Source organism: Agaribacter flavus (assembly GCF_042646125.1).
Classification (GTDB): domain Bacteria; phylum Pseudomonadota; class Gammaproteobacteria; order Enterobacterales; family Alteromonadaceae; genus Glaciecola; species Glaciecola flavus.
Window position 1 is genome coordinate 16,455 of record NZ_JBHRSW010000047.1, and the last position, 20,299, is coordinate 36,753.

24 protein-coding genes are annotated in these 20,299 nt (G+C 42.8%); 16 read left to right on the forward strand and 8 right to left on the reverse strand.

Going from position 1 to position 20,299, the window contains the following annotated elements; all coding sequences use genetic code 11:
* Positions 1 to 68: 68 nt before the first annotated feature.
* Positions 69 to 392: a DUF1820 family protein gene (locus tag ACFOHL_RS15730; protein ID WP_376921194.1), complete on the reverse strand. Its 324-nt coding sequence runs from the start codon at positions 390 to 392 to the stop codon at positions 69 to 71.
* Between the two features lie 137 nt (positions 393 to 529).
* The gene (locus tag ACFOHL_RS15735) at positions 530 to 1,207 is read right to left on the reverse strand and encodes a TetR/AcrR family transcriptional regulator (protein WP_376921195.1); all 678 of its coding nucleotides are present in this window, start codon (positions 1,205 to 1,207) and stop codon (positions 530 to 532) included.
* A gap of 46 nt (positions 1,208 to 1,253) precedes the next feature.
* Between ACFOHL_RS15735 and ACFOHL_RS15740 the strand changes: the two genes are divergently transcribed.
* The gene (locus ACFOHL_RS15740) at positions 1,254 to 2,933 is read left to right on the forward strand and encodes a M28 family metallopeptidase (RefSeq protein WP_376921196.1); all 1,680 of its coding nucleotides are present in this window, start codon (positions 1,254 to 1,256) and stop codon (positions 2,931 to 2,933) included.
* A 43-nt stretch (positions 2,934 to 2,976) separates the two neighbouring features.
* Here the strand turns inward: ACFOHL_RS15740 and slmA are convergent, their stop codons facing one another.
* Together slmA and coaBC are read right to left on the reverse strand one after the other, a co-directional pair.
* Positions 2,977 to 3,564: a nucleoid occlusion factor SlmA gene (gene slmA / locus ACFOHL_RS15745; protein WP_376921197.1), complete on the reverse strand. Its 588-nt coding sequence runs from the start codon at positions 3,562 to 3,564 to the stop codon at positions 2,977 to 2,979.
* 7 nt (positions 3,565 to 3,571) lie between these two features.
* On the reverse strand, positions 3,572 to 4,828 hold the full coding sequence (coaBC, locus tag ACFOHL_RS15750; RefSeq protein ID WP_376921198.1) for a bifunctional phosphopantothenoylcysteine decarboxylase/phosphopantothenate--cysteine ligase CoaBC: 1,257 nt from the start codon (positions 4,826 to 4,828) through the stop codon (positions 3,572 to 3,574).
* A gap of 78 nt (positions 4,829 to 4,906) precedes the next feature.
* Here coaBC and radC point away from each other — a divergent pair, with 78 nt between their 5' ends.
* From radC to ACFOHL_RS15780, 6 genes are all read left to right on the forward strand, one after another.
* The gene (gene radC / locus ACFOHL_RS15755; RefSeq protein ID WP_376921199.1) at positions 4,907 to 5,581 is read left to right on the forward strand and encodes a RadC family protein; all 675 of its coding nucleotides are present in this window, start codon (positions 4,907 to 4,909) and stop codon (positions 5,579 to 5,581) included.
* A gap of 191 nt (positions 5,582 to 5,772) precedes the next feature.
* Positions 5,773 to 6,009 (forward strand): 50S ribosomal protein L28, encoded by a 237-nt coding sequence (rpmB, locus tag ACFOHL_RS15760; RefSeq protein WP_376921200.1) that lies wholly within the window; start codon positions 5,773 to 5,775, stop codon positions 6,007 to 6,009.
* A gap of 11 nt (positions 6,010 to 6,020) precedes the next feature.
* Positions 6,021 to 6,176 (forward strand): 50S ribosomal protein L33, encoded by a 156-nt coding sequence (gene rpmG, locus ACFOHL_RS15765; protein ID WP_136252789.1) that lies wholly within the window; start codon positions 6,021 to 6,023, stop codon positions 6,174 to 6,176.
* A 137-nt stretch (positions 6,177 to 6,313) separates the two neighbouring features.
* On the forward strand, positions 6,314 to 6,784 hold the full coding sequence (locus ACFOHL_RS15770) for a hypothetical protein (protein WP_376921201.1): 471 nt from the start codon (positions 6,314 to 6,316) through the stop codon (positions 6,782 to 6,784).
* 57 nt (positions 6,785 to 6,841) lie between these two features.
* Positions 6,842 to 7,654: a bifunctional DNA-formamidopyrimidine glycosylase/DNA-(apurinic or apyrimidinic site) lyase gene (gene mutM, locus ACFOHL_RS15775; RefSeq protein WP_376921202.1), complete on the forward strand. Its 813-nt coding sequence runs from the start codon at positions 6,842 to 6,844 to the stop codon at positions 7,652 to 7,654.
* Positions 7,655 to 7,685: 31 nt separating this feature from the next.
* Positions 7,686 to 8,426, forward strand: coding sequence for a glycosyltransferase family 25 protein (locus ACFOHL_RS15780; protein ID WP_376921203.1), 741 nt, complete (start codon positions 7,686 to 7,688; stop codon positions 8,424 to 8,426).
* 27 nt (positions 8,427 to 8,453) lie between these two features.
* On the opposite strand, the gene coaD is transcribed toward ACFOHL_RS15780, so the two are convergent.
* Positions 8,454 to 8,945 (reverse strand): pantetheine-phosphate adenylyltransferase, encoded by a 492-nt coding sequence (gene coaD / locus ACFOHL_RS15785; protein ID WP_376921204.1) that lies wholly within the window; start codon positions 8,943 to 8,945, stop codon positions 8,454 to 8,456.
* Between the two features lie 118 nt (positions 8,946 to 9,063).
* Here coaD and ACFOHL_RS15790 point away from each other — a divergent pair, with 118 nt between their 5' ends.
* Together ACFOHL_RS15790 and ACFOHL_RS15795 are read left to right on the forward strand one after the other, a co-directional pair.
* Positions 9,064 to 10,527, forward strand: coding sequence for a capsule assembly Wzi family protein (locus ACFOHL_RS15790; protein ID WP_376921205.1), 1,464 nt, complete (start codon positions 9,064 to 9,066; stop codon positions 10,525 to 10,527).
* On the forward strand, positions 10,517 to 11,299 hold the full coding sequence (locus ACFOHL_RS15795) for a glycosyltransferase family 25 protein (protein ID WP_376921206.1): 783 nt from the start codon (positions 10,517 to 10,519) through the stop codon (positions 11,297 to 11,299). The genes ACFOHL_RS15790 and ACFOHL_RS15795 overlap by 11 nt, the downstream gene beginning before the upstream one ends.
* 13 nt (positions 11,300 to 11,312) lie before the next feature.
* On the opposite strand, the gene ACFOHL_RS15800 is transcribed toward ACFOHL_RS15795, so the two are convergent.
* Positions 11,313 to 12,047, reverse strand: coding sequence for a 3-deoxy-D-manno-octulosonic acid kinase (locus tag ACFOHL_RS15800; RefSeq protein ID WP_376921207.1), 735 nt, complete (start codon positions 12,045 to 12,047; stop codon positions 11,313 to 11,315).
* 54 nt (positions 12,048 to 12,101) lie between these two features.
* Between ACFOHL_RS15800 and ACFOHL_RS15805 the strand changes: the two genes are divergently transcribed.
* The 4 genes from ACFOHL_RS15805 to glpG all read left to right on the forward strand — a co-directional run bounded on the left by ACFOHL_RS15805 (position 12,102) and on the right by glpG (position 15,685).
* Positions 12,102 to 13,190, forward strand: coding sequence for a glycosyltransferase (locus tag ACFOHL_RS15805; RefSeq protein WP_376921208.1), 1,089 nt, complete (start codon positions 12,102 to 12,104; stop codon positions 13,188 to 13,190).
* Positions 13,191 to 13,331: 141 nt separating this feature from the next.
* Positions 13,332 to 14,369, forward strand: a complete 1,038-nt coding sequence (locus ACFOHL_RS15810) for a glycosyltransferase family 9 protein (protein ID WP_376921209.1) — start codon at positions 13,332 to 13,334, stop codon at positions 14,367 to 14,369.
* Between the two features lie 108 nt (positions 14,370 to 14,477).
* The gene (gene glpE, locus ACFOHL_RS15815) at positions 14,478 to 14,810 is read left to right on the forward strand and encodes a thiosulfate sulfurtransferase GlpE (RefSeq protein WP_376921210.1); all 333 of its coding nucleotides are present in this window, start codon (positions 14,478 to 14,480) and stop codon (positions 14,808 to 14,810) included.
* Between the two features lie 14 nt (positions 14,811 to 14,824).
* Positions 14,825 to 15,685 (forward strand): rhomboid family intramembrane serine protease GlpG, encoded by an 861-nt coding sequence (gene glpG / locus ACFOHL_RS15820; protein WP_376921211.1) that lies wholly within the window; start codon positions 14,825 to 14,827, stop codon positions 15,683 to 15,685.
* Positions 15,686 to 15,697: 12 nt separating this feature from the next.
* Here the strand turns inward: glpG and ACFOHL_RS15825 are convergent, their stop codons facing one another.
* Positions 15,698 to 16,189, reverse strand: a complete 492-nt coding sequence (locus tag ACFOHL_RS15825) for a flagellar basal body-associated protein FliL (RefSeq protein WP_376921212.1) — start codon at positions 16,187 to 16,189, stop codon at positions 15,698 to 15,700.
* 85 nt (positions 16,190 to 16,274) lie between these two features.
* On the opposite strand from ACFOHL_RS15825, the gene ACFOHL_RS15830 reads away from it, so the two are divergent.
* Together ACFOHL_RS15830 and ubiA are read left to right on the forward strand one after the other, a co-directional pair.
* Positions 16,275 to 16,829, forward strand: a complete 555-nt coding sequence (locus tag ACFOHL_RS15830) for a chorismate--pyruvate lyase family protein (RefSeq protein ID WP_376921213.1) — start codon at positions 16,275 to 16,277, stop codon at positions 16,827 to 16,829.
* A gap of 3 nt (positions 16,830 to 16,832) precedes the next feature.
* Positions 16,833 to 17,726: a 4-hydroxybenzoate octaprenyltransferase gene (ubiA, locus tag ACFOHL_RS15835; RefSeq protein WP_376921374.1), complete on the forward strand. Its 894-nt coding sequence runs from the start codon at positions 16,833 to 16,835 to the stop codon at positions 17,724 to 17,726.
* Here ubiA and ubiK read toward each other — a convergent pair.
* Positions 17,723 to 17,977, reverse strand: a complete 255-nt coding sequence (gene ubiK / locus ACFOHL_RS15840; RefSeq protein WP_376921214.1) for a ubiquinone biosynthesis accessory factor UbiK — start codon at positions 17,975 to 17,977, stop codon at positions 17,723 to 17,725. The two genes, ubiA and ubiK, sit on opposite strands and share 4 nt — an antisense overlap.
* Before the next feature lie 282 nt (positions 17,978 to 18,259).
* Here ubiK and rep point away from each other — a divergent pair, with 282 nt between their 5' ends.
* Positions 18,260 to 20,275, forward strand: coding sequence for a DNA helicase Rep (gene rep / locus ACFOHL_RS15845; RefSeq protein ID WP_376921215.1), 2,016 nt, complete (start codon positions 18,260 to 18,262; stop codon positions 20,273 to 20,275).
* Positions 20,276 to 20,299 lie beyond the last annotated feature (24 nt).

The following is a 20,299-nucleotide window of genomic DNA, read 5'->3' on the forward strand; positions in this document are numbered from 1 at the left end:
TTATTCTTTTAGTTGCCTATTACTACTGGCACGGATTGGCGTTTCTGCAAGGAGTAGAAAAGCGTCCGTTATTTTTTTGGCGTATAGATAGGTGTATTTAAGGCCGTAACTTTATCCGACAATTGCGTGATTTTGGCACTGCCTTGTTTTTCTACTTGGTCAATACGAAGCACATGATGCATGGGGACGTAAGTTCGCTCGACATCAGCAAATTCGTCTTTTAGTTTTTCATGGCTAGGATCGAGTACTAACTCAGTGTGGTTATCCCAAACAAAATCGCCAATTTCTATAAAGCCAAAAATACTGCTTGTGACTAGCTCTCGAACGTATAATTCGTAGCGTTCCCCATTGCTGATAAACTGAATGCGATATATTGGGGATTTGTTGCTCATGCGTCTGGTTTACCTATATTAGTTTTGTTTCGAAAAGAAATAATGTGTTTGCGTTACGTCAGCCAAGGGAAACATAACGATTAACGGCATATCATTACTTTCTATATTGTAAAGTGCTAGGCAGATTAAGCAAAGCCTTAAGTCGAGAATAAAGCATCCACCACGGTTTTTATATCCTCTTTTCCTTGCTCTAGGGCTGTCGAAACGGCAAAGCCTTGTGTTAAAAAGCTCAATTGCAAGGCTTCGCGCTCAATATCTACCGAGGTGGCGAGCTGACCGTGCTCTTTTGCTCGCTCGAGTACGCTGATAAACAGCTGTTGTAAGCGGTCGTAATGTTGCCTTCCCGCATGTTGAATCGCTTTACTCTGCTTTCCCATTTCTAGCAATAGATTGATGAGTAAACACCCTTTGTTAACAATGAGTTTTTCGTATGCCAAAAAATAGTTAGAGATATCTGAATGTGCATGCTCGCTTTGTTGCAAATGTGTCTCTAAGGGCTGTAAATATTGAGTGATATAATGTTTGGTTAAGGCTTCATAAAATCCTTGCTTGTTACCAAATTCTAAATAAAAAGCACGTCGATTGAAGCCCGTTTTTGTGAGCAAGTCTTGCATACTGCATCCGCGATACCCGTGTTTGAGTGCTACAGGTATTGCATATTCAAAAACTAAATCGAGTCTATACTTCGGTTTTCTGGGCATCAGCCGCCTTATATTTATATTACTGGCAGAATCTAAAGTTAAGCCTAAGTTTAGTCGGACGGCAAGCACAATTGTGGTATAAATAAACACGAGAGCATATACATTCTTATTCACATAAGCTCTTGCCTCACCGAAACACCTTAACGATAGAGATTTCAAATTGAATTTTATAAATAAAAAATCATTAAAAATTGCGGTGGTCAGCAGTGTGCTGAGTACACTGCTTGCTTGCAGCGCGACTGACAATCAGCCCGACAGCACAATACACAGCCCATCACTTGTACCGAGTATTGCAAATATCAAAGGTCATATGAGCTTTTTAGCCGACGACTTGTTGGAAGGGCGAGATACAGGTTCAAACGGTCATGAGCTGGCTTCATTGTATATCGCCACCGAATTTAAAAAGTATGGTTTACAAGCCGGTGGAAAAGAGCAGAGCTATTTTCAGCGGATTAAGTTTCGCAAAAGTTTGCTCGTTCAAGAATCACCGAGTTTATCTTTTGTTGGAGAAAATGGCTTTTCTTTGGACTACCCTAAAGACTTTTTAGTGGGGCCAAATTCTGTGTATACAGATGCGGCGGTAAGCGCGCCACTCGTGTTTGTTGGCTATGGTATTGTGTCTGAAGAACTTAATCACGATGACTACAAAGATATAGATGTGGAAGGAAAGGTCGTTGTGATGTTGAGTGGTAAGCCTGCTTCTTTCCCCTCTGAAGAAGGCGCGCATATCGCGTCTACTACACAAAAACGTAAATATGCGGTTGCAAGAGGAGCGGTGGGTATTATTTCCTTGCAAACACCGTCAAACGAAGAAGTGCGTCCTTATCAACGCTCACTATCTTATATTCACGTGCCCAGTATGCGCTGGCTTGGCGAAGATGGCGTGCCCGGAAACGTGTGGCCAGAACTCAAAGCGGGGGCGTATTTGAACTTGGCATCGGGCAAGCGCTTATTTAAAGATGCGCCTAGAAGCTTAGAAGATATTTTTGCCGAGTTAGAGGAAGATAAATCGCCTAAGGGCTTTGATTTACCTCTGTCTGTAGATTTATCTTACCAGTCTACGCACGATGACTTAAGTAGCCCAAATGTGGCAGGTATTCTTGAAGGCAGTGATCCGATTTTAAAAGACGAATTTATCGTATTTACCGCACACTCAGATCATATTGGTATCGCCAAATCAGTAAAAAAAGACCGCATTAATAATGGTGCTATGGATAATGCAGGTGGGGTATCGGTAATGCTAGAAACCGCACGCTTGTTTGCCAATTTACCAGAAAGGCCTAAGCGTTCGATCTTGTTCCTCGCTGTCACCGGAGAGGAAAAAGGCTTGCTAGGCGCGGACTACTTTGCACAAAACCCAACGATAAACGGAGAGATGGTCGCCAACGTAAATTTGGATATGCCGTTGTTAACTTACGAATTCGCTGATGTGATTGCCTTCGGCGCGTCGCACAGCACCATGGGTGAGTCGGTAAACAATGCAACGCAAAATGCTGGAATCAAATTGACCCCAGATCCCTGGCCGAAGCTTAATTTATTTACGCGCTCTGATCACTACTCTTTTGTTAAACAAGGTGTACCGGCGATCTTTTTAGTCACAGGTATTGAGTCCAAAACGCCCGATATTGATGGTAGCCAAGTACTCAATAACTTCCTTGCGACAAATTATCACAAGCCCTCTGATGATATGAGTCAAGCTTTTGTGTGGAAAGCAGCGGATACATTTACACGCGTCAACTTCGAAATAGGCTTAGAGCTAGCCAACCAAGATGCAAAACCCGCTTGGTATCGCGATAGCTTCTTTGGTAAAACCTTTGGTAAGCATCTGACGGATCGTTAAAAGAGATGGCCACTTTATTTGTAGATAAGGTGGCGTGTGTTTCTTAAAAGAAGTTGTTTTTGATGGCGGACCAATGTTCGCCAAATTGGTATGTGGGTTTGCGATCAAATTTACTGCGGATAAACTGATTAATTCGACCGTCCACAAAGCAGACGAGTATGTTTGCCAACACACTTTCGTCTATAACAGATGCTTTGCCTTCTCTCAGTTTTTTCTCGCGCAAAATTTGTTTGAGTTGCACTTCTATGCGATCAAACAACTGGGCAATGCGCTCGCGCAAGCGTTCTTGCTCACCGGTCAATGCATCGCCATTGAGAATACGAGTAATGCCTGGGTTTTTTTCCGCAAAACCCAAGAGGAGGTGCAGAATTAACTGACAGCGGTTGGCTGCATCTTTTTCTTCGGCCACAATTTTATTAATTCTTGAAAAAAGCGTTTCTTCGATGAATTCGATGAGGCCTTCAAACATACGCGCCTTTGAAGGAAAGTGCCGATAAAGGGCGGCTTCTGATACACCTACGTTTTCCGCTAATTTTGCGGTGGTAATGCGTTGCCCATTGTTTGTTTCTAACATACCTGCAAGGGCTTGGAGTATTTGAGCCTTTCTGTTGGGTTTTTTGGTTGCAGGCATAGTGTATTTATCTCGACTTCTGTGTTGCTTTGTATTCTTGTTCTACTAGTTTTAATAGACTGAGTGCAAGTGAGTCTTTACTAGCTTGAACAAGATCGAATTTTGTATTGGGCGTAATGACTATAAGCGCATTTTTATCAGAGTTAAAGCCTAATCCTGGTTTTGATACATCATTTGCAGCAATCATGTTCAGTTTTTTTCTTTCTAACTTACTTTTTGCATACTGCACAACATCCTGTGTTTCTGCTGCGAAACCGACGGTAAACGGCGCATTTTCAAGTGCTGCGACAGACTTTAAGATATCTGGATTTTGTGTGAAGGAAAGTGTCAGACCTTGATCCTTGTTTTTCTTCATTTTTTGATCACTTGCGTTGTCTACGCGATAGTCGGCTACAGCCGCGCAAGCAATAAAAATATCCTGTGAAGCGATATCACCCATCACAGCATCATACATCTCTTGTGCGCTTACAACAGATTCTACCTCTACCTGCTCGGGAGGAGGGATATTAACGGGACCACTCACCAAGGTTACCTTAGCGCCAAGTTGCGATGCGGCGTATGCTATTGCATAGCCCATCTTCCCTGAACTGTGGTTGCTGATGTATCGAACGGGATCAATGGCTTCTCGTGTCGGGCCTGCGGTAATCATAATGTTCATACCAGAGAAGAACTTGTTGGCGTTTTCTTCACCCATTATAGTTTGAGTATCTGCCATATTAATTGAGGCAAAACTGTCCAATGCGGCGACAATTTCCTCTGGCTCAAGCATTCTGCCGTAACCTACATCCCCACACGCTTGTTCCCCTGCAGCAGGGCCAAGCATTACCGCGCCGCGATCGGTGAGTGTCGCAATGTTATCGACGGTTGCTTTTGCTGCCCACATTTGTTGATTCATGGCAGGTGCAACCAACAACGGTGCTGTGGTTGCTAGCGCAAGTGTAGTGAGTAAATCATCTGCAATACCATGTGTTAATTTTGCAATGGTATTGGCGGTGGCAGGTGCAACAAGAAAAATATCCGCCCAACGTGCTAGCTCTATGTGCCCCATACCTAACTCTGCGTCTTCATCAAGCAAGTGAGTGCTCACTTTTTCACCAGAGACAGCTTGTAAAGCCAAAGTACTCACAAAATGTGAGGCGGATTCGGTCAGCATTACGCGTACATTAGCGCCTTGTGCTTTTATTTTGCGAACCAAATCTGGCGTTTTATAAGCGGCAATTCCGCCACTAATACCTAATAAAACGTTCTTTTGTTCAAGTTGCATATTGTTCTTTTAGGGTAGACACTACCGCTCTATTTAACAGTGGGCATAATTAAACCATTGTTTACCAAGGATGGAAACATGAAAATTACACATTGGCCTATCCAAGAAAGGCCGCGCGAAAAATTGTTGCACCATGGTGCTGATAAACTGAGTGACGCCGAGCTATTGGCGATATTTATCAATACAGGCACTAAAGATATGGATGCGGTGTCGCTGGCAAGGCAAGCGCTTGAGGACTTTGGCTCACTAAGAAACATTATGACAGCTTCAAAAAAGCGTTTGCTAGCGACTAAAGGTGTGGGTCTAGCGCGTTACGTATTGTTGCAGGCTAGCCTTGAGCTTCATCGTAGAAGTATGACCGAAATGATGATTAGGGAACAAAGCTTCACAAAGGCTGAACAGGCTTCACAATACCTTATCTCTCAACTTAGGGATAAGTCTCGAGAAGTTTTCGTGGTGCTCATGCTTGATAGTCAGCATCAATTAATTGCATACCGAGAGATGTTTTCAGGCACGATTGACAGTGCCGCCGTGTACCCACGCGAAATAGTTAAACAAGCCCTTGAGGACAATGCGGCGGCCGTCATTCTCGCTCATAACCACCCCAGCGGACACACGGAGCCTAGTCAAGCAGATAAATACATCACGGAAAAAATTGTGCAAGCCTTGGCCTTGGTTGATATTATTGTGCTTGATCATTTTGTCGTGGGTGATAGTCAAGCGACATCATTTGCTCAGCGGGGTCTGTTGTAATTTTTATTGGTAATTGCGTTTCTTGTGGTCGCATTTAGGCTCACTTTGGCCAATTTAAGCAAACTAATTCAAATTTAGATTGTATTTTGGCCTAAGATGCTGTATAAAATGCGCCCTCTTAATTAACCGCGTTTAACGGCAAAGTATGTTTGCCGAACTTAAACGGCAAACTAGTTGTTATGGAGACAAAAATGTCTAGAGTATGTGCAGTTACTGGAAAGCGTCCAGCTGTTGGTAACAACCGCTCGCACGCAAGAAACGCGACTCGTCGTCGTTTTCTACCAAATTTACAGACCCATCGTTTTTGGGTTGAAAGCGAAAATCGCTTCGTTAAACTTCGTATATCTACTAAAGGTATGCGTATCATCGATAAAAAGGGCATTGATTCAGTGTTATCTGACATGCGTGCTCGTGGTGAGAAAATCTAAGGAATACTATCATGCGTGATAAAATTAAATTAGTTTCGTCTGCTGGTACTGGTTTTTACTACACCACAGATAAGAACAAACGGAATATGCCGGGCAAAATGGAGATTAAAAAATATGATCCTAAAGTCCGTAAGCACGTGATGTTTAAGGAAGCAAAAATCAAGTAAGTTTTTGCTTGCACTCACATCGTGAGTGGCTTTGTCTCCAATAAAAACCCAGCTTGTTGCTGGGTTTTTTAATGCCTTTAATCTGATGTAATGGTAGATTATCGAATTCGATATTTAGATATTGTGGATGGTTTGTGATGCGTCGTCTGTCTCAAAAAGCTTGGAATAACGTTTTAATATTCTCAATGCTAATATTGATTGCGGTGTTAAATTGGGACAAATTTTTTGGCGAGGGCGAATTAGCGGTGATGCCTGTATTGCCAGAGGGCGCAGTCGTTTTAAGTATTCAAATTGATCAAATTAGATTTGAGAGAGTTGGTACAGGGTGGCGGGTTGTAGCAAACGCAGCAGATTTAACGGACTCACTCAGTAGTGAGCATGTTGGAGAAATTGTAAGTGCTTGGGAAAATGCCTTAATGCGTCTCCCTTTCGAGCAGCTAAATGCTGAGGATTTTTATCCATCGGATCATATTGTCAGTGTATGGGTGGCAGGGCAGAAAAATGGCTTAGTATTTAGCATAAAAACGATTCAAGAATACACATACATTGTGCATGAATCTAAGTACTATGTTTTAGACTTTCCCACTGTCGCACAATTACTTCCCTAGATCCGAATACAATTTCGAACAAGCAATCATAACGCGAAGACTAACAGAACGGATAAAATGCCAGAATTACCCGAAGTAGAAGTAACCAGACTTGGAATTTCGCCTCACATCGAGGGGCAAAAAATCGCTCAGATATTGGTTCATCAACCAAAGCTTAGATGGCCAGTACCAAGTGACATTCAGCGCGCTGAAGGCCTAGCAATCGAAAAGGTGTCCAGGCGCGCAAAATATTTGTTCTTACATACTTCTGCGGGCAACATTATGCTGCATTTAGGTATGTCTGGAAAAATGCGAGTCGTCGATACCGTGCTACCTCGACAAAAACATGACCATATAGAGATATGCCTTAGTTCGGGTAAAAAATTGGTATTGAATGACGCTAGACGGTTTGGCAGTTGTCTTTGGCAAGGAACAAATGAGCCTCCTTCACCTTTATTACAAAACCTTGGCCCAGAGCCTCTAACAGAAGACTTTTCTGGTGAACGCCTATTTAGTTTATCAAGGTCGAAACAAAGTCCAGTAAAATCTTTTATCATGGACAATGCTGTCGTTGTTGGAGTCGGCAACATATATGCAAATGAATCCCTGTTTTTGTCGGGTATTGATCCAAGACGTGCAGCCGGTCGAATTAGTCGCAAACGTTATCAAGTGTTAGCAGAAAATATTAAACAAGTTTTAGTAAAGGCAATTGAACAGGGAGGCACAACCTTAAAAGACTTTGCTCAAGCGGATGGGAAGCCAGGGTACTTTGCTCAGCATTTAAATGTTTACGGAAGAGCGGGGGAGCCTTGTGAAGTATGTGAAAGCACCATTAAATCTAAAACCATTGGTCAACGAAATACGTTTTTTTGTGCACATTGTCAAAGATAAGCGTTAGAAAAGAAGAAAATAGACTGTCTGTATGAATCAAGAATTACAAATATTTCTAATCAATTTAGATGCTTCTGAAGCTCGTTTACAGTCATCTAGCAATCAACTTGCGTCGATGGGTTTAGGCTTTGAGAGAATTTCTGCGGTAAATGGCGGCGCTTTGTCTGAAGCCGAACTCAATGAGTATTACTCATGCGAAAAAAACTTAAGAGAATACTACAAGCCTTTGACACCCGGAGAAATCGGTTGCTACTTGAGTCATCGGAAAGCTTGGCAGAGTATCGTTGACAGACGTCTTCCCTATGCATTGATTCTTGAGGATGATTTTAACATCCAGACTGATTTAAGCGTGGTCGACCATTTTCTGAGTCTAGACTGTTCGTTTGACTATATTAAGTTGTCAAACTACCAAAATAGAGAGAGGAAGGTAAAAATTGTTAAGTCTATTGGTAAGGGTTGTGTGGTAAGATTTAGCAAGATTCCAGCAGGGACTTGTGCTCAAATTGTCAGTTACGAAGGCGCAAAAAAGTTACTGGAAAGCTCACAGAGTTTCGGTCGTCCAGTAGATGTAGATATTCAATATTGGTGGGAACGGAATATAGAAGTTATTGGGCTAGTGCCTTTTCCCTTTTCGCCAAAAACCGATATTGCAAGCGATATTACGCAAGTACAAAATCGAAAACATGTGAAAAAAAGGCGTTTCAGACGGTTGTTACATCAGTTCACCTTCAAGTATAAAAACTACCTAAAAAGCAGAGCGTACTCTCGATGAATAATGATCATCCCAAGTTCAGGGCAATTACTTAGATTTTGGTAACTTATTGAGTAAAGCCTTCATCACAACAGGGGCGCAAAATTCATCCACGCGGCCTCGGTGTAAGGCTACTTCTTTGACTAGAGTGGAAGAGATAAATGAATTTTCTTCTGAAGGCGTTAAAAATACACTTTCCAAATCAGGATTTAGACGGCGATTCATGTTAGCCAACTGAAATTCATATTCAAAATCCGATACGGCGCGTAAGCCCCTTATTAACACATTCGCTTGTTCTTGTTTGGCTAAGTCTGCCAATAAACCCGTGAAGCCTTTTACGGTGACATTGGGCAAATGACTCACTACGCTTGTGACTAATTCTACGCGCTCTTCCAATGAAAACAGTGGCTTTTTATTGGGGTTGTACGCAACTGCCACCAAAACATCGGCAAACATTTTTGAAGCCCGTTCGATTAAGTCGGCATGACCATTTGTAATAGGATCGAACGTACCGGGGTAAATTGCTTTGTTCTGTGCCATTGCGCTTTCCTGTTTGCTTGTCTAGATATTTGGCAATGATCCACATAAAAACACTGCTGAAAACAATGTTTTGATATATGATCGCGCATGTTATACATGATTTTTATGAAAGGATGCAATGCTGATTCGGTTTTTTGCTTACTTTGTTGCTATTAGTTTGTTGATTTTGTCACGAGCCCTTGTGGCTTCTCCTTGGGTAGGGACAATCGACAAACAGTTACATTACGATCTACAAACCTTGGTTGAATGGGGCTATTTAGATGCCACGGCAAATACATATCCGATCCCTTGGCGTGGTATATCTGCACAACTCGAGGCACTATCGACAGAAGGCTTACCATATCGCCCTACACAAGCATTGCTTCGTTTACAGCACTATCTTTCGCTACAAAAACAAGCTAAAACTCGTCAGTATTTAAGCTTTCAGGCGGCCTCTGAAATCCCTCGCTTTCGCAGTCTAGACGACGGAGTGGACAATACCGCTAAAGCCAGCATAACGACTGAGCTATATGCTGGCGCTTGGTCTGCGCAGGTCAATGTAAATTATGCAAAGGGCGGGGAGCGAAATCTGGACAACAGCTTTATTGCCTATCAACTAGGTGATTGGAATTTTCGCCTAGGATCGATTGATCAATTTTGGGGACCCGCACAATCGAGCAGCTTGATTTTGTCTAACAATGCACGTCCTATTAAATCCTTGGCTTTTTCACGCTCAACCACCGCGGCATCAACGCATCCTTGGTTATCTTGGCTTGGACCTTGGTATTTAAGCTCGCAATTCGGGCAGTTAGAAAAAAACAGGGCAGTACCCAAGGCTAAAATTCTATTAAATCGTTTTACCGCTCGTCCAATTAAGGGCTTAGAACTTGGTGCATCGTGGGCATTGATGTGGGGAGGAGAAGGGCAAGATGAAAGCTTGGATTCGTTTATTGAAGCGGTGACTTTTCAAAGTGTGTGTATTCGGGAGTCGGGTATTTGCACAGACGCGCAGTTAACAAAGCGAGGGAATCATTTAGCGGGTTTTGACTTGAGTTATACAACGCATTTGTTTGCTCGCCCTGTGTCGTTTTATATTCAGCGCATAGGCGAAGACTCGGTTGACACTTATCGCATTACAGACAATGCCAATTTGTTTGGTATCTCAAGCTACCTTTATGGTGTAAAACTGTTTGTCGAAACCAGCGATACTCAGGTTAATTGTGACGGTAACGTAACAACAAACCTGAATTGCTATTATGAAAATGGTACATATCAGTCGGGTTACCGCGCGTACAGTCGAGCAATAGGCAGTACCTTTGATAGTGATGCAAAGCAAATAACATTTGGCGCCAATTTTAGATTTGATAACGGTGCCGTGGCGGAGTTACTGCTTAGAGATGTCCAGTTGAACAACGATGGCACTCGGCCATCCCCAGTACTCACTGACAGCAATAAAGAAGCACTTGTTGAGCTTTCGGGTTTTTACCAGCAACCCTTTGGTAAATGGCTTGTAAAGGCAGGTGCTAGCCTCGCTAAGCGAGATTTGCCAGAAGACTCACAAACCGACTCTTTGATTTATATAAAAGCACAATATGCATACTAATAATAAACAAGCGAGTTTTTTTTCGCCACTAAACACTTATTTTGACGCGATATTTGTGATCACTATGGAGCAAGCTGAAGCCCGTCAAAATAGCATCAAAAAACATATGGAGGGTCTAAACTATGCGTTTTGGCCGGCCACGGACAAAAACAAACTTGATCCTTCTATTCTGTCTGATACGCGATACTACGATGACGAGAAGCACCGCAACATAAAACGCACTCATCGCTCAATGACCTTAGCAGAGTATGCTTGTGCGTCTTCTCATCGAAGCATATATGAGCATATGTTGGCAAAAAACTTATCTCGCGTATTAATATTTGAAGATGATGCAATACCTAATGTTGACGTGCTCAAGCATTTTACCGAGCGCATGTCGACACTGTCGACTAACTGGGACGTGGTTTTGTTTGACTATTACGATTGTCACTACGAGAGTGTCACATCGTATTTAAAACAGGGCTTATACAAGTTGTATCACAAGTTGGGCATTTCTAACTGGCAAAAGGTACCGCTTAGCTTAATTAATAATATGCTTATGCAAGATTACAACACAGACTTCTATCGCGCGGGTCGTCTATCTGGCTCTCACGCGTACTGTCTTACGCTAAATGCGGCTAAACACTATGCGAATTTTCAATCGCCTGTTGTTTTGCAACCCGATCGCGTTTTCTACTATTACCAAGCTGAGCATCCGCTTAATGTCTTTGCCTGCAAGCAAGCCATGTTCTTGCGAGGTGAAGAGTCGAATACTTCTCAAATTCAGCAATAAAGAGCAGTCAATTTTATAGTGTTGCGTGGTAACCTTCGATAAAACTTGACCAGTGTAGCGGATCAAAATGGTAGTGTACGCCGAGTTTATTTTTGTGCTTATCCAGTGAGCGGCGAAAACGAGATAAATTATCTGTTTTCCAACTCTCCCCTTTGCGGATATAGCATTTATCAAAGTCGATTAAATACATCGACAGATGCTTGTCCACTAACACGTTTTTGACATTCAGGTCATCATGACATACACCCATTGAATGCATTTTTTTTACAATTTTGCCAAGCTCTTGCCACTTGTGACTGGGTAATGCTTGATACTGCAAATACATATGTAATTCTTCGGTATCCGCAATGGCCTGCGTAATGATGTCTGCGGTGTAAAACAAATGCTCTTGGACAACTCTGCCTGCAATTGGATGGGGAACGGGCAGCCCTTGTTCCTGTAAGTACATCAGTAGTTTGAGCTCTTGATACACTCTTGAGCTTTTTATATCGCTGCCAAAAAACTTGTCTTGCGATATCTTGGCAGCCAACCCTCCGCGTCGGTAGTGCCTAAGCACCACTTGGGTATCGTCAATCGGGAAAAAGTAGACTGATCCCCGCCCGGAGCGAGTGTTTTGCACTAACTTGTTCGCCCGCAGGTAGCAAGGGTCAAAATGTTGGGCGTTTACGGCAATATCTAGTGCTAGTTTACTGCGAACAATGAATTCCTGCCGTCCGTTGCATTTAGATCTTTCTATCTGTAAGGTCATGCCAAATATGCGTTAAATTGAGTGTGCATCACCATACCAGAGCTGTACAAATAAATGAAAAAAATTGCCATTATTATTGACTCCTTAACGGGCGGTGGTGCGGAAAAAGTTATGCTAAACTTGGCAGAGAGCTTTATAGCCCAAGGCCATATCGTCAGTATTTTTGCACTCAAGAAACATGTGGCTTACTCACTGCCAGAGGGCTTGAGTATTGTGTTTCCTTTTCAAGACTACAAAAAGCCTATTCGCGGATGGTTTAACCGAAAAACCTTAGTGAAATACTTGAAGCACGCTGTTATTGAACAAGAAAAAACGCATGCTTTTGATTTGTTCTTGGTCAACTTGTACGAATCCTATCGCCTTGCGCAAGCCTGTGATTTTAAAAATTGCCACTATGTTATTCATAACGATTTTAATAGCGAGTTGGCTAGAGAGATAAAAATGGGGCCAATAAAGTATGTTTACATGCGCAGAATACTCAAAGGTCTCACTGGAAAACATTTGGTTGCTGTATCTAAGGGGCTTGCGCAGGCTCTGGAACGAACGTCGCTATTTACACCGAAATCAGTCAAGCAAATTTATAATCCCGTCGATGTGTCTCAGATACAAGACCTCGCTAATGCGCCCAAACCGAAAGAGATGCCGAGTCGCTACATTTTGCATGTGGGGCGTGCTGCAAAGGCGAAGCGGCATGATGTGCTTTTTCAGGCAATGAAACATGTGGATGGAGATATTCCTTTGGTTTGTTTGAGTGCGTCTACTAAAAAACTACAAAAGCTTGGCCGCAAATTTCAGATAGATGCTCAGCTCGTGCTACCGGGCTTTGCGACAAACCCCTATGTGTGGATGAAGCATGCAAGTGCACTTGTGATTGCGTCCGACTATGAAGGTTTTCCTTTGGTGTTACTCGAGGCCTTGGCATGCGGAACACAAGTGATCTCGACGGATTGTGACTATGGCCCTCGAGAAGTGTTAACCGGCGCTCTATCGACAAACTTGGTTGCAAAAGATAACCCACTTGCCCTAGCAAGTAAAATTAATGACATTCTTGCGAGTAACCCAACAAGCGACTTACCCCCCATTTTTGCCCAGTTACATCAGGATAAAATAGCGGGGGCCTATTTAGACTTGCTTCCAAATTAGACCGCTTAACTAAGGATGGGTGCTACCTAAGATTTACACTTTATTTTTTATGCACTTACGTTAATATGGCGGGCAAAAGTAAAATCCTACGACTGTGCAATACTGTGTTAACAGTCGATAGGCAGAAACAGAGACTTGTGAGTGGGTACACCTTTAAAGCTATGTATACTGAGACTATCGGCAATTGGTGATGTTTGTCATGCTGCTGCCATGGTTCATGCAATCCAACGGCATCGGCCTGACATAGAAATCACTTGGATTGTTGGCAAAGTCGAACACAGTCTATTGTCTGGTATGGCAGGTGTACGTTTTATTGTGTACGACAAAAACGGTGGCTCTCAAGCTAAGCAGGCTCTTCAGGCCGCGCTCGGCGATACACTTTTTGATGTTCTATTTATTATGCAGGTAGCACTGCGTGCGAACATACTCTCGCGGCTAATAAAAGCGAAAGAACGTGTTGGGTTTGATTGGCATCGCAGTAAAGAAGGCCACTGGCTGTTTGCTAATCGTCGAATTGCTCCTCGAAAATACGCCCATGTGTTGGAAGGGTTTATGGGATTTGCTGAATCACTCGGGGTACCCCCCTTAGAAAAACCGCAATGGCAAATACCTGTACCACCAGACGATATAACTTGGATGCAAACACAAATCGCTCCTTTGGGCGAGTATGCCGTAATAAGTCCCGCCGCGTCCAAGGCAGAGCGAAATTGGTTACCTGAGCGATACGCAGCGATTGTTGATTATCTACATCAACAAGGCTTGGCAGTGGTAATGTGCGGTGGTCCCGGAAAAGTAGACAAGGAAATCAGTCAAGCAATTGAAGCGCATAGCGCGCATCTGAGTGTGAACTTGGTAGGCAAAACGAGTTTAAAACAAATGCTTGCGGTGCTTTCAAAAGCCAGAATGGTGATTGCGCCCGATACAGGTCCTGCGCATATGGCAACAACTCAGGGGGTGCCGGTGATCGGATTATACGCGCATAGTAATCCTAGGCGCACGGGACCGTATTTGTCTCAGAATACGACGGTTTCGGTATACGACGAAGTGATAAAATCGCAAACAGGAAAAGACTGGCGCAAACTACCTTGGGGCAAGAGAGCGAAAGGTAGCGATTTAATGGAAAAAATTACGGTGCAAGCTGTAAAGTCTCAAATACAGCGCATATTGCACAATATGTAGTTGAACATGCTACTTGGCTCGCTAAAACCTACAATATAGAGTCACCTAAATATTTCCTAGTGCCTTGGATTGGCCTAGCTTAGTAAAATTTAACAAAAGGGCTTCTACATGGAACAATTTGAACGTATCTCGCCAGAGCAAACCAAGCAACGCCTAGATAAGGGGGAGATTAAAATCGTAGATATCAGAGATGAACAGTCCTTTGAGCTTGGTCATATACCCGGTTCATTTCACCTAACTAACGGTAGTTTGGTGAATTTTATGAACGAAAACGAGTTCGATACACCCGTGGTTGTATGCTGTTATCACGGTATTAGTAGCCAACAAGCCGCACAATACTTAATTCATCAGGGTTTTGAAGAGGTATACAGTATGGATGGTGGCTTTGAAGCATGGCGCAGTCACTATCCTTTTAGCTCAGGGCTTGAATCTAAGGATTAACCAGTATTAATACGATGAAACAGTGGGAAACCGTTCTGCAGTTTACTCAAAGCGGTGCAGCTAATACATTCAATGTTTTCCTGAACAAGCAAGGTGTCGTGTCTCGTGTTATTGAGAGCAGGGAGAGCCTTGCAAGCGCGTATTTGATCCAAATTCAAGGCCAGCAAGACCGAGAAAAAATACTGGCTTGGGCGCAAGAGTTTCAAGCCAACCCCAGAGCTGACAAATTTTCACAAGCCACGTGGGAAGCAGGAGAGGTTTATAAAGGTATAAAACTGCCAAAGCCAAATTTTCAACTTAGGCAGGTTATTGACAAGCCCTTTACTTCATTAATATTTGTATTGTGTGTGGTCGTTTTTGCTACAAGCCAAATTGGATTCCTCGATTTTTGGTTCCAAAATTTGCATATTCAGCCCTTCAGTAATTTGGTAGAAAACCAACAGTGGTGGCGTTTACTTGGACCTAATTTTCTACATTTTTCCTTTGTACATGTGGCTTTCAATTTATTGTGGTGGTGGTTGTTGGGAGGCAAACTTGAACAGACTTTTGGCACCTTAGGCTTGCTCTTGATATTTATTGCCGCAAGTTTGAGCGCAAATTTGGGGCAATTGTTTTTTTCTGGGCCAAATTTTGGTGGCATGTCCGGCGTCGTTTACGCTCTATTTGGTTTTATCTGGTGGATTGGTTGGTTGCGCCCTGCTTGGGGCATTGCCATGCCAAAGGCTTACATTGGATTTTTACTTTTTTGGATAGCACTCGGTTATTTGAATGTGCTACCGGTAAATATGGCAAATGAAGCGCATTTGTTTGGTTTGATCGCTGGATGTGTCATGGCTGCTCTAGTGCATATTGGTAGTAAAAAAGGCGCTAGCTAGGGTCAATAGACCCTAGCCACCCTGACGTAAAAATTTAGTAAAAATCACATCGCGTACTGACTCGTCGCCTGTTTCTCGCAACATGATGTCTTTAAAGCTTTTAGCCATGTTTCGGCGAATTTCTTCTCGCCCAGTAAGTGATTTAACTTTTTGCTCTGACTGCGCCCCGATAATTTCAATAGCCGTTGCGCGCAAGAGTGGCATGTGATGTTCGATATCTGGGATATAGTCAGGGTCGTCTAACATCACTTCAACAGTGATACGCAAATACCCAAGGCGTTTGGAGTTATCACCAGTATAGTTGGTAATAATATCAGGCTCTAAGGCGATATATGCGTAATTGGGCGAGCTGCTTCCGCTTTCGTCCTGCGCCTTGGCGTCAAACATAAGCAACGTTGCGAGTACCAACATATAGGTGGCGCTCCAACGACGTGTCGCGAGCCAGATAGATTTGTTTTGTAGCATTTTTTTACCCATTACCTTTGAAGAAAGCGTTGTTAACAAAGATATTCCTTGAAAACTCACTCTGTATCTTTGCGGTGTATGTTAGACTTACTTTATATCGGTTAATTAAAGAAATTCTTCACATTTGTTGTTAAACACTCTATTTCCCTTTGGTATGTCAGTCGGCTGGTTAAAAGCATCAAATTTCCAATTTGATAATGAGCAGCTCAAACACTGGATTTTACATACTGGTAGCCTTACAGAGCGTCTGGAGGCATTAACCAGTGCATTCTCCGTCGAACTATTGGGGCAAGGGCATGCCCCTCTCGATAGCTCTGAGCAAAAAATATTGAAGTTGGAACTGTGTAATAGTGAACAATGGCAGGTAAGAGAAGTCATATTACATGGTGACGGTCAGCCATGGGTGTTCGCTCGCTCAGTGATCCCATCTTTGCTATGTGACACCTCATTGGCAAACTTAGGCAATAACCCACTCGGTAAGCGAATATTTAACGATGAAAAATTTAAACGGAGTGATTTTGAAGTGGGCAGTGTGAACACTCATCCTTTCACAAAGCGTCAAATGGAAGCAAATACACTCTTGGCCAGACGTTCGTTGTTTGGTTTTGAGGGGCAATCTGTATTGGTCGCTGAGGCTTTCTTGCCTGATTGCCCTTGCTATCTGCGTGATAAAGATTAAGTGATTAAGAATCAATTGGATTTTTCAAAACTAAGGATCTATGGGCAGTTAATGCGCCTAGACCGACCTATTGGTATCTACCTTTTACTCTGGCCGACCTTATGGTCAATTTTAGTCGCAAGTTATAGTGCCACGGGCGAAGGTCTACCGTCTTTATCAATTACTATCATTTTTGTTGTCGGTGTGGTGCTGATGCGCAGTGCAGGTTGTGTGATTAATGATTTTGCAGATCGACATGTAGATGGGCATGTCCTGCGAACTCAATCTCGACCGCTAGCAACGGGTAAGGTTAAGCCACAAGAAGCACTACAACTTTTTGCCCTATTAGTAAGCATGAGTTTTATGCTTGTTCTGCTATTAAATTGGCAAACGGTTTTGCTCTCTGTTGTCGCGCTTGTGTTAGCCAGTTTATATCCTTTTATGAAACGCTACACTCACTTTCCTCAGGTGGTGTTGGGAGCCGCTTATAGCTGGTCGATTCCGATGGCCGCCATGGCTATATTGGGGACAATTCCAAACTGGGTGTGGTATATGTATGCCGCAAACTTGTGTTGGACAATTGCGTACGACACCCTTTATGCAATGGTCGATCGCAATGACGATTTAAAAATTGGCGTAAAATCGACAGCGATATTTTTTGGCCGTTTTGATTTAGGCGCAGTCGCCTCTTTGCAAGCTATCGCGATTATTTTACTTTCCTATACTTATTACCTATGTGGTTTAGCATGGCCAGCTTACGCAGGTTTAGTAGCTGCGTTTCTACTTTTTCTCAAGCAATGGTCAAGTACCAAAAATCGTGATAGAGACGCTTGCTTCCAAGCTTTTTTGGATAATCACTGGGTAGGTATGGTTATCGCTGCTAGCTTGGCCGCAGCGATTTTCATTCAGTGGTATTAACTTTCTGAAGACGCCTGAGCTTCAAGCTCGGCTAACCTCTTTTCTAGTGATTCGAGTTTTTCTCTGGTTCTGATAAGCACTTGGCTTTGAATATCAAACTCTTCTCTGCTGACAAAATCAAGTTTAGTCAGCTGAGACTGCAATACTTGTTTTATCTTACCTTCTGCTTCTTCCGCGGCATTTTTAACACCAGATGGAATGGCTGCAGATATATTTTTTGCGATTTCTTCTAGTTTTTTAGGATCTATCATAACTGGCTCTTAGTACTATGAATACTTAGCTAGTGTCTATTAAAATGAGACGATACACTCTGACAAAATTTGTTTTTCACGGATGATAAACTAAAGCGTATATGGAAATACTTGCAGCGTTTTTGTCAGAGTGTATCGTCTCGTTTTAATAGACACTAGCTGAATATTTTGTTGTTTAACTCCTGTTTTAACAATAGTGTAGTCTTTGTGGATGAATAAATCAGCTGCAAAACCTGTTTTTTTGCTATAATTCTTAGCCTTTTTCGCAGCATAAAACACCCTATGAAGTTAAATTCTGCCCAGCAAACCGCCGTTGAATATGTATCTGGCCCTTGCCTCGTGCTTGCAGGAGCAGGCAGTGGCAAAACGCGGGTTATTACAAACAAGATAGCGTATTTGGTCAATGAATGCGGATATAAACCGAGTAATATCGCAGCGGTCACATTTACCAATAAAGCGGCTCGAGAGATGAAAGAGAGAGTCGGGCAGACTTTGGGTAAAAAAGCCTCACGAGGCTTGAAAGTTTCGACTTTTCATACAATGGGATTAAATATACTAAAAAAGCACGCGGCTGATGTGGGGTATAAACCCGGCTTTTCTCTTTTTGATGACAAGGACACATTCGCATTGTTGAATGATCTCAGCGAAGCGGACTATGCGGGCGATAAGGAAGCCTTGCAACAGCTACAACATCGCATTTCAACTTGGAAAAATGAACTCGTACTGCCTCAACAAGCAATAGAACACGCACGCGATGAATATGAAAAAGAATTGGCGCAATACTATGCAGAATACCAGCGTCATTTAAAAGCCTACAATGCCCTAGACTTTGATGATCTTATTTTGTTGCCCACCTTGTTGTTACAACACAAGGAGCAGGTTAGGGAATTGTGGCAGCGCAAGTTAAGGTATTTGCTGGTAGACGAGTATCAAGATACCAATAGTAGTCAGTATACCTTGGTAAAACTGCTGGTAGGCGAACGCGCTAGATTTACCGTGGTAGGAGACGATGATCAATCGATCTACTCCTGGCGCGGCGCGCAGCCAAAAAACCTAGTTTTGCTGCAAAAAGACTTTCCGCAGCTAAAGCTGATTAAGTTAGAACAAAACTATCGCTCATCAGGCCGCATACTGCACAGCGCGAATATCCTTATTCAGAATAATCCTCATGTTTTTGAGAAGCGCTTATTCTCTGAATTGGGCTATGGTGATGTGATTAAGGTGTTGGTTGCCAAAAATGAAGAACATGAAGCAGAAAAAGTCGTAGCAGAAATTTTGGCTCATCGCTTTATGAATGCGACGCAATACAAAGAGTACTCTATTTTATATCGCGGCAATCATCAGAGCCGTGTGTTCGAAAAGCTACTAATGAAAAACCGGATCCCCTACAAAATAAGTGGAGGCATGTCTTTTTTTGGTCGAGCCGAAATCAAAGACATGATGGCGTATTTACGTGTTTTGACTAATCAAGAAGATGACAACGCATTGTTACGGATTATTAATACCCCGAGTCGAGGCATCGGTAGAGCCACCTTAGCAAAAATAGGTGAATATGCAAATACCAATGGTTTAGGTTTGTTTGACGGTATGTGCCATACCGGTCTGGCATCCGTTTTAGGTGCGTCTAGTTATAGTAAATTAGAAGACTTCGTACGTTTAATTGTTGAAACAGCTGATAACTGCCGCCGTGGTGACACGATTGCTGTGCTGCGCGACTTTATTAAGAAAATTGGCATTGAAGAATGGATATTCTCGCAAAATAAAACGCCAAAAGCGGCGGAAATGGCAATGGCAAATGTCTCCACTTTGTTTTCTTGGATCCAAGATATGTTAAAGGGGGATGAGCTTCAGGCTGCGATGAGTTTGCCCGAAGTTGTGCAGCGTTTGACGCTCAGGGACATGATGGAACGAGGAGAAGACGACGATGACGCAGATCAAGTTCAATTGATGACATTGCATGCCTCTAAAGGGCTGGAGTTTCCGTATGTATTTTTGGTGGGAATGGAAGAGGGTTTACTACCTCATCAAAGTAGCATTGACGAGGATAATGTTGAGGAAGAGCGGCGCTTAGCTTATGTGGGAATTACCCGCGCGCAAACGCAGCTATTTTTTACTATTGCTAGGGAGCGCAGACAAATGGGCGAAATATACGAACCAGAGCCCAGTCGTTTTTTATATGAACTGCCACAAGATGATGTTGAATGGGAATGGCAAAAGCGCAAACCAGACAAACAAGAGCAAAAAGCGAAAGCCGAAAAAGGTATTGCTAATTTGCGGAATATTTTTGGTACAGATTAGGGTCTGTTGACACTAAAGGCCAAC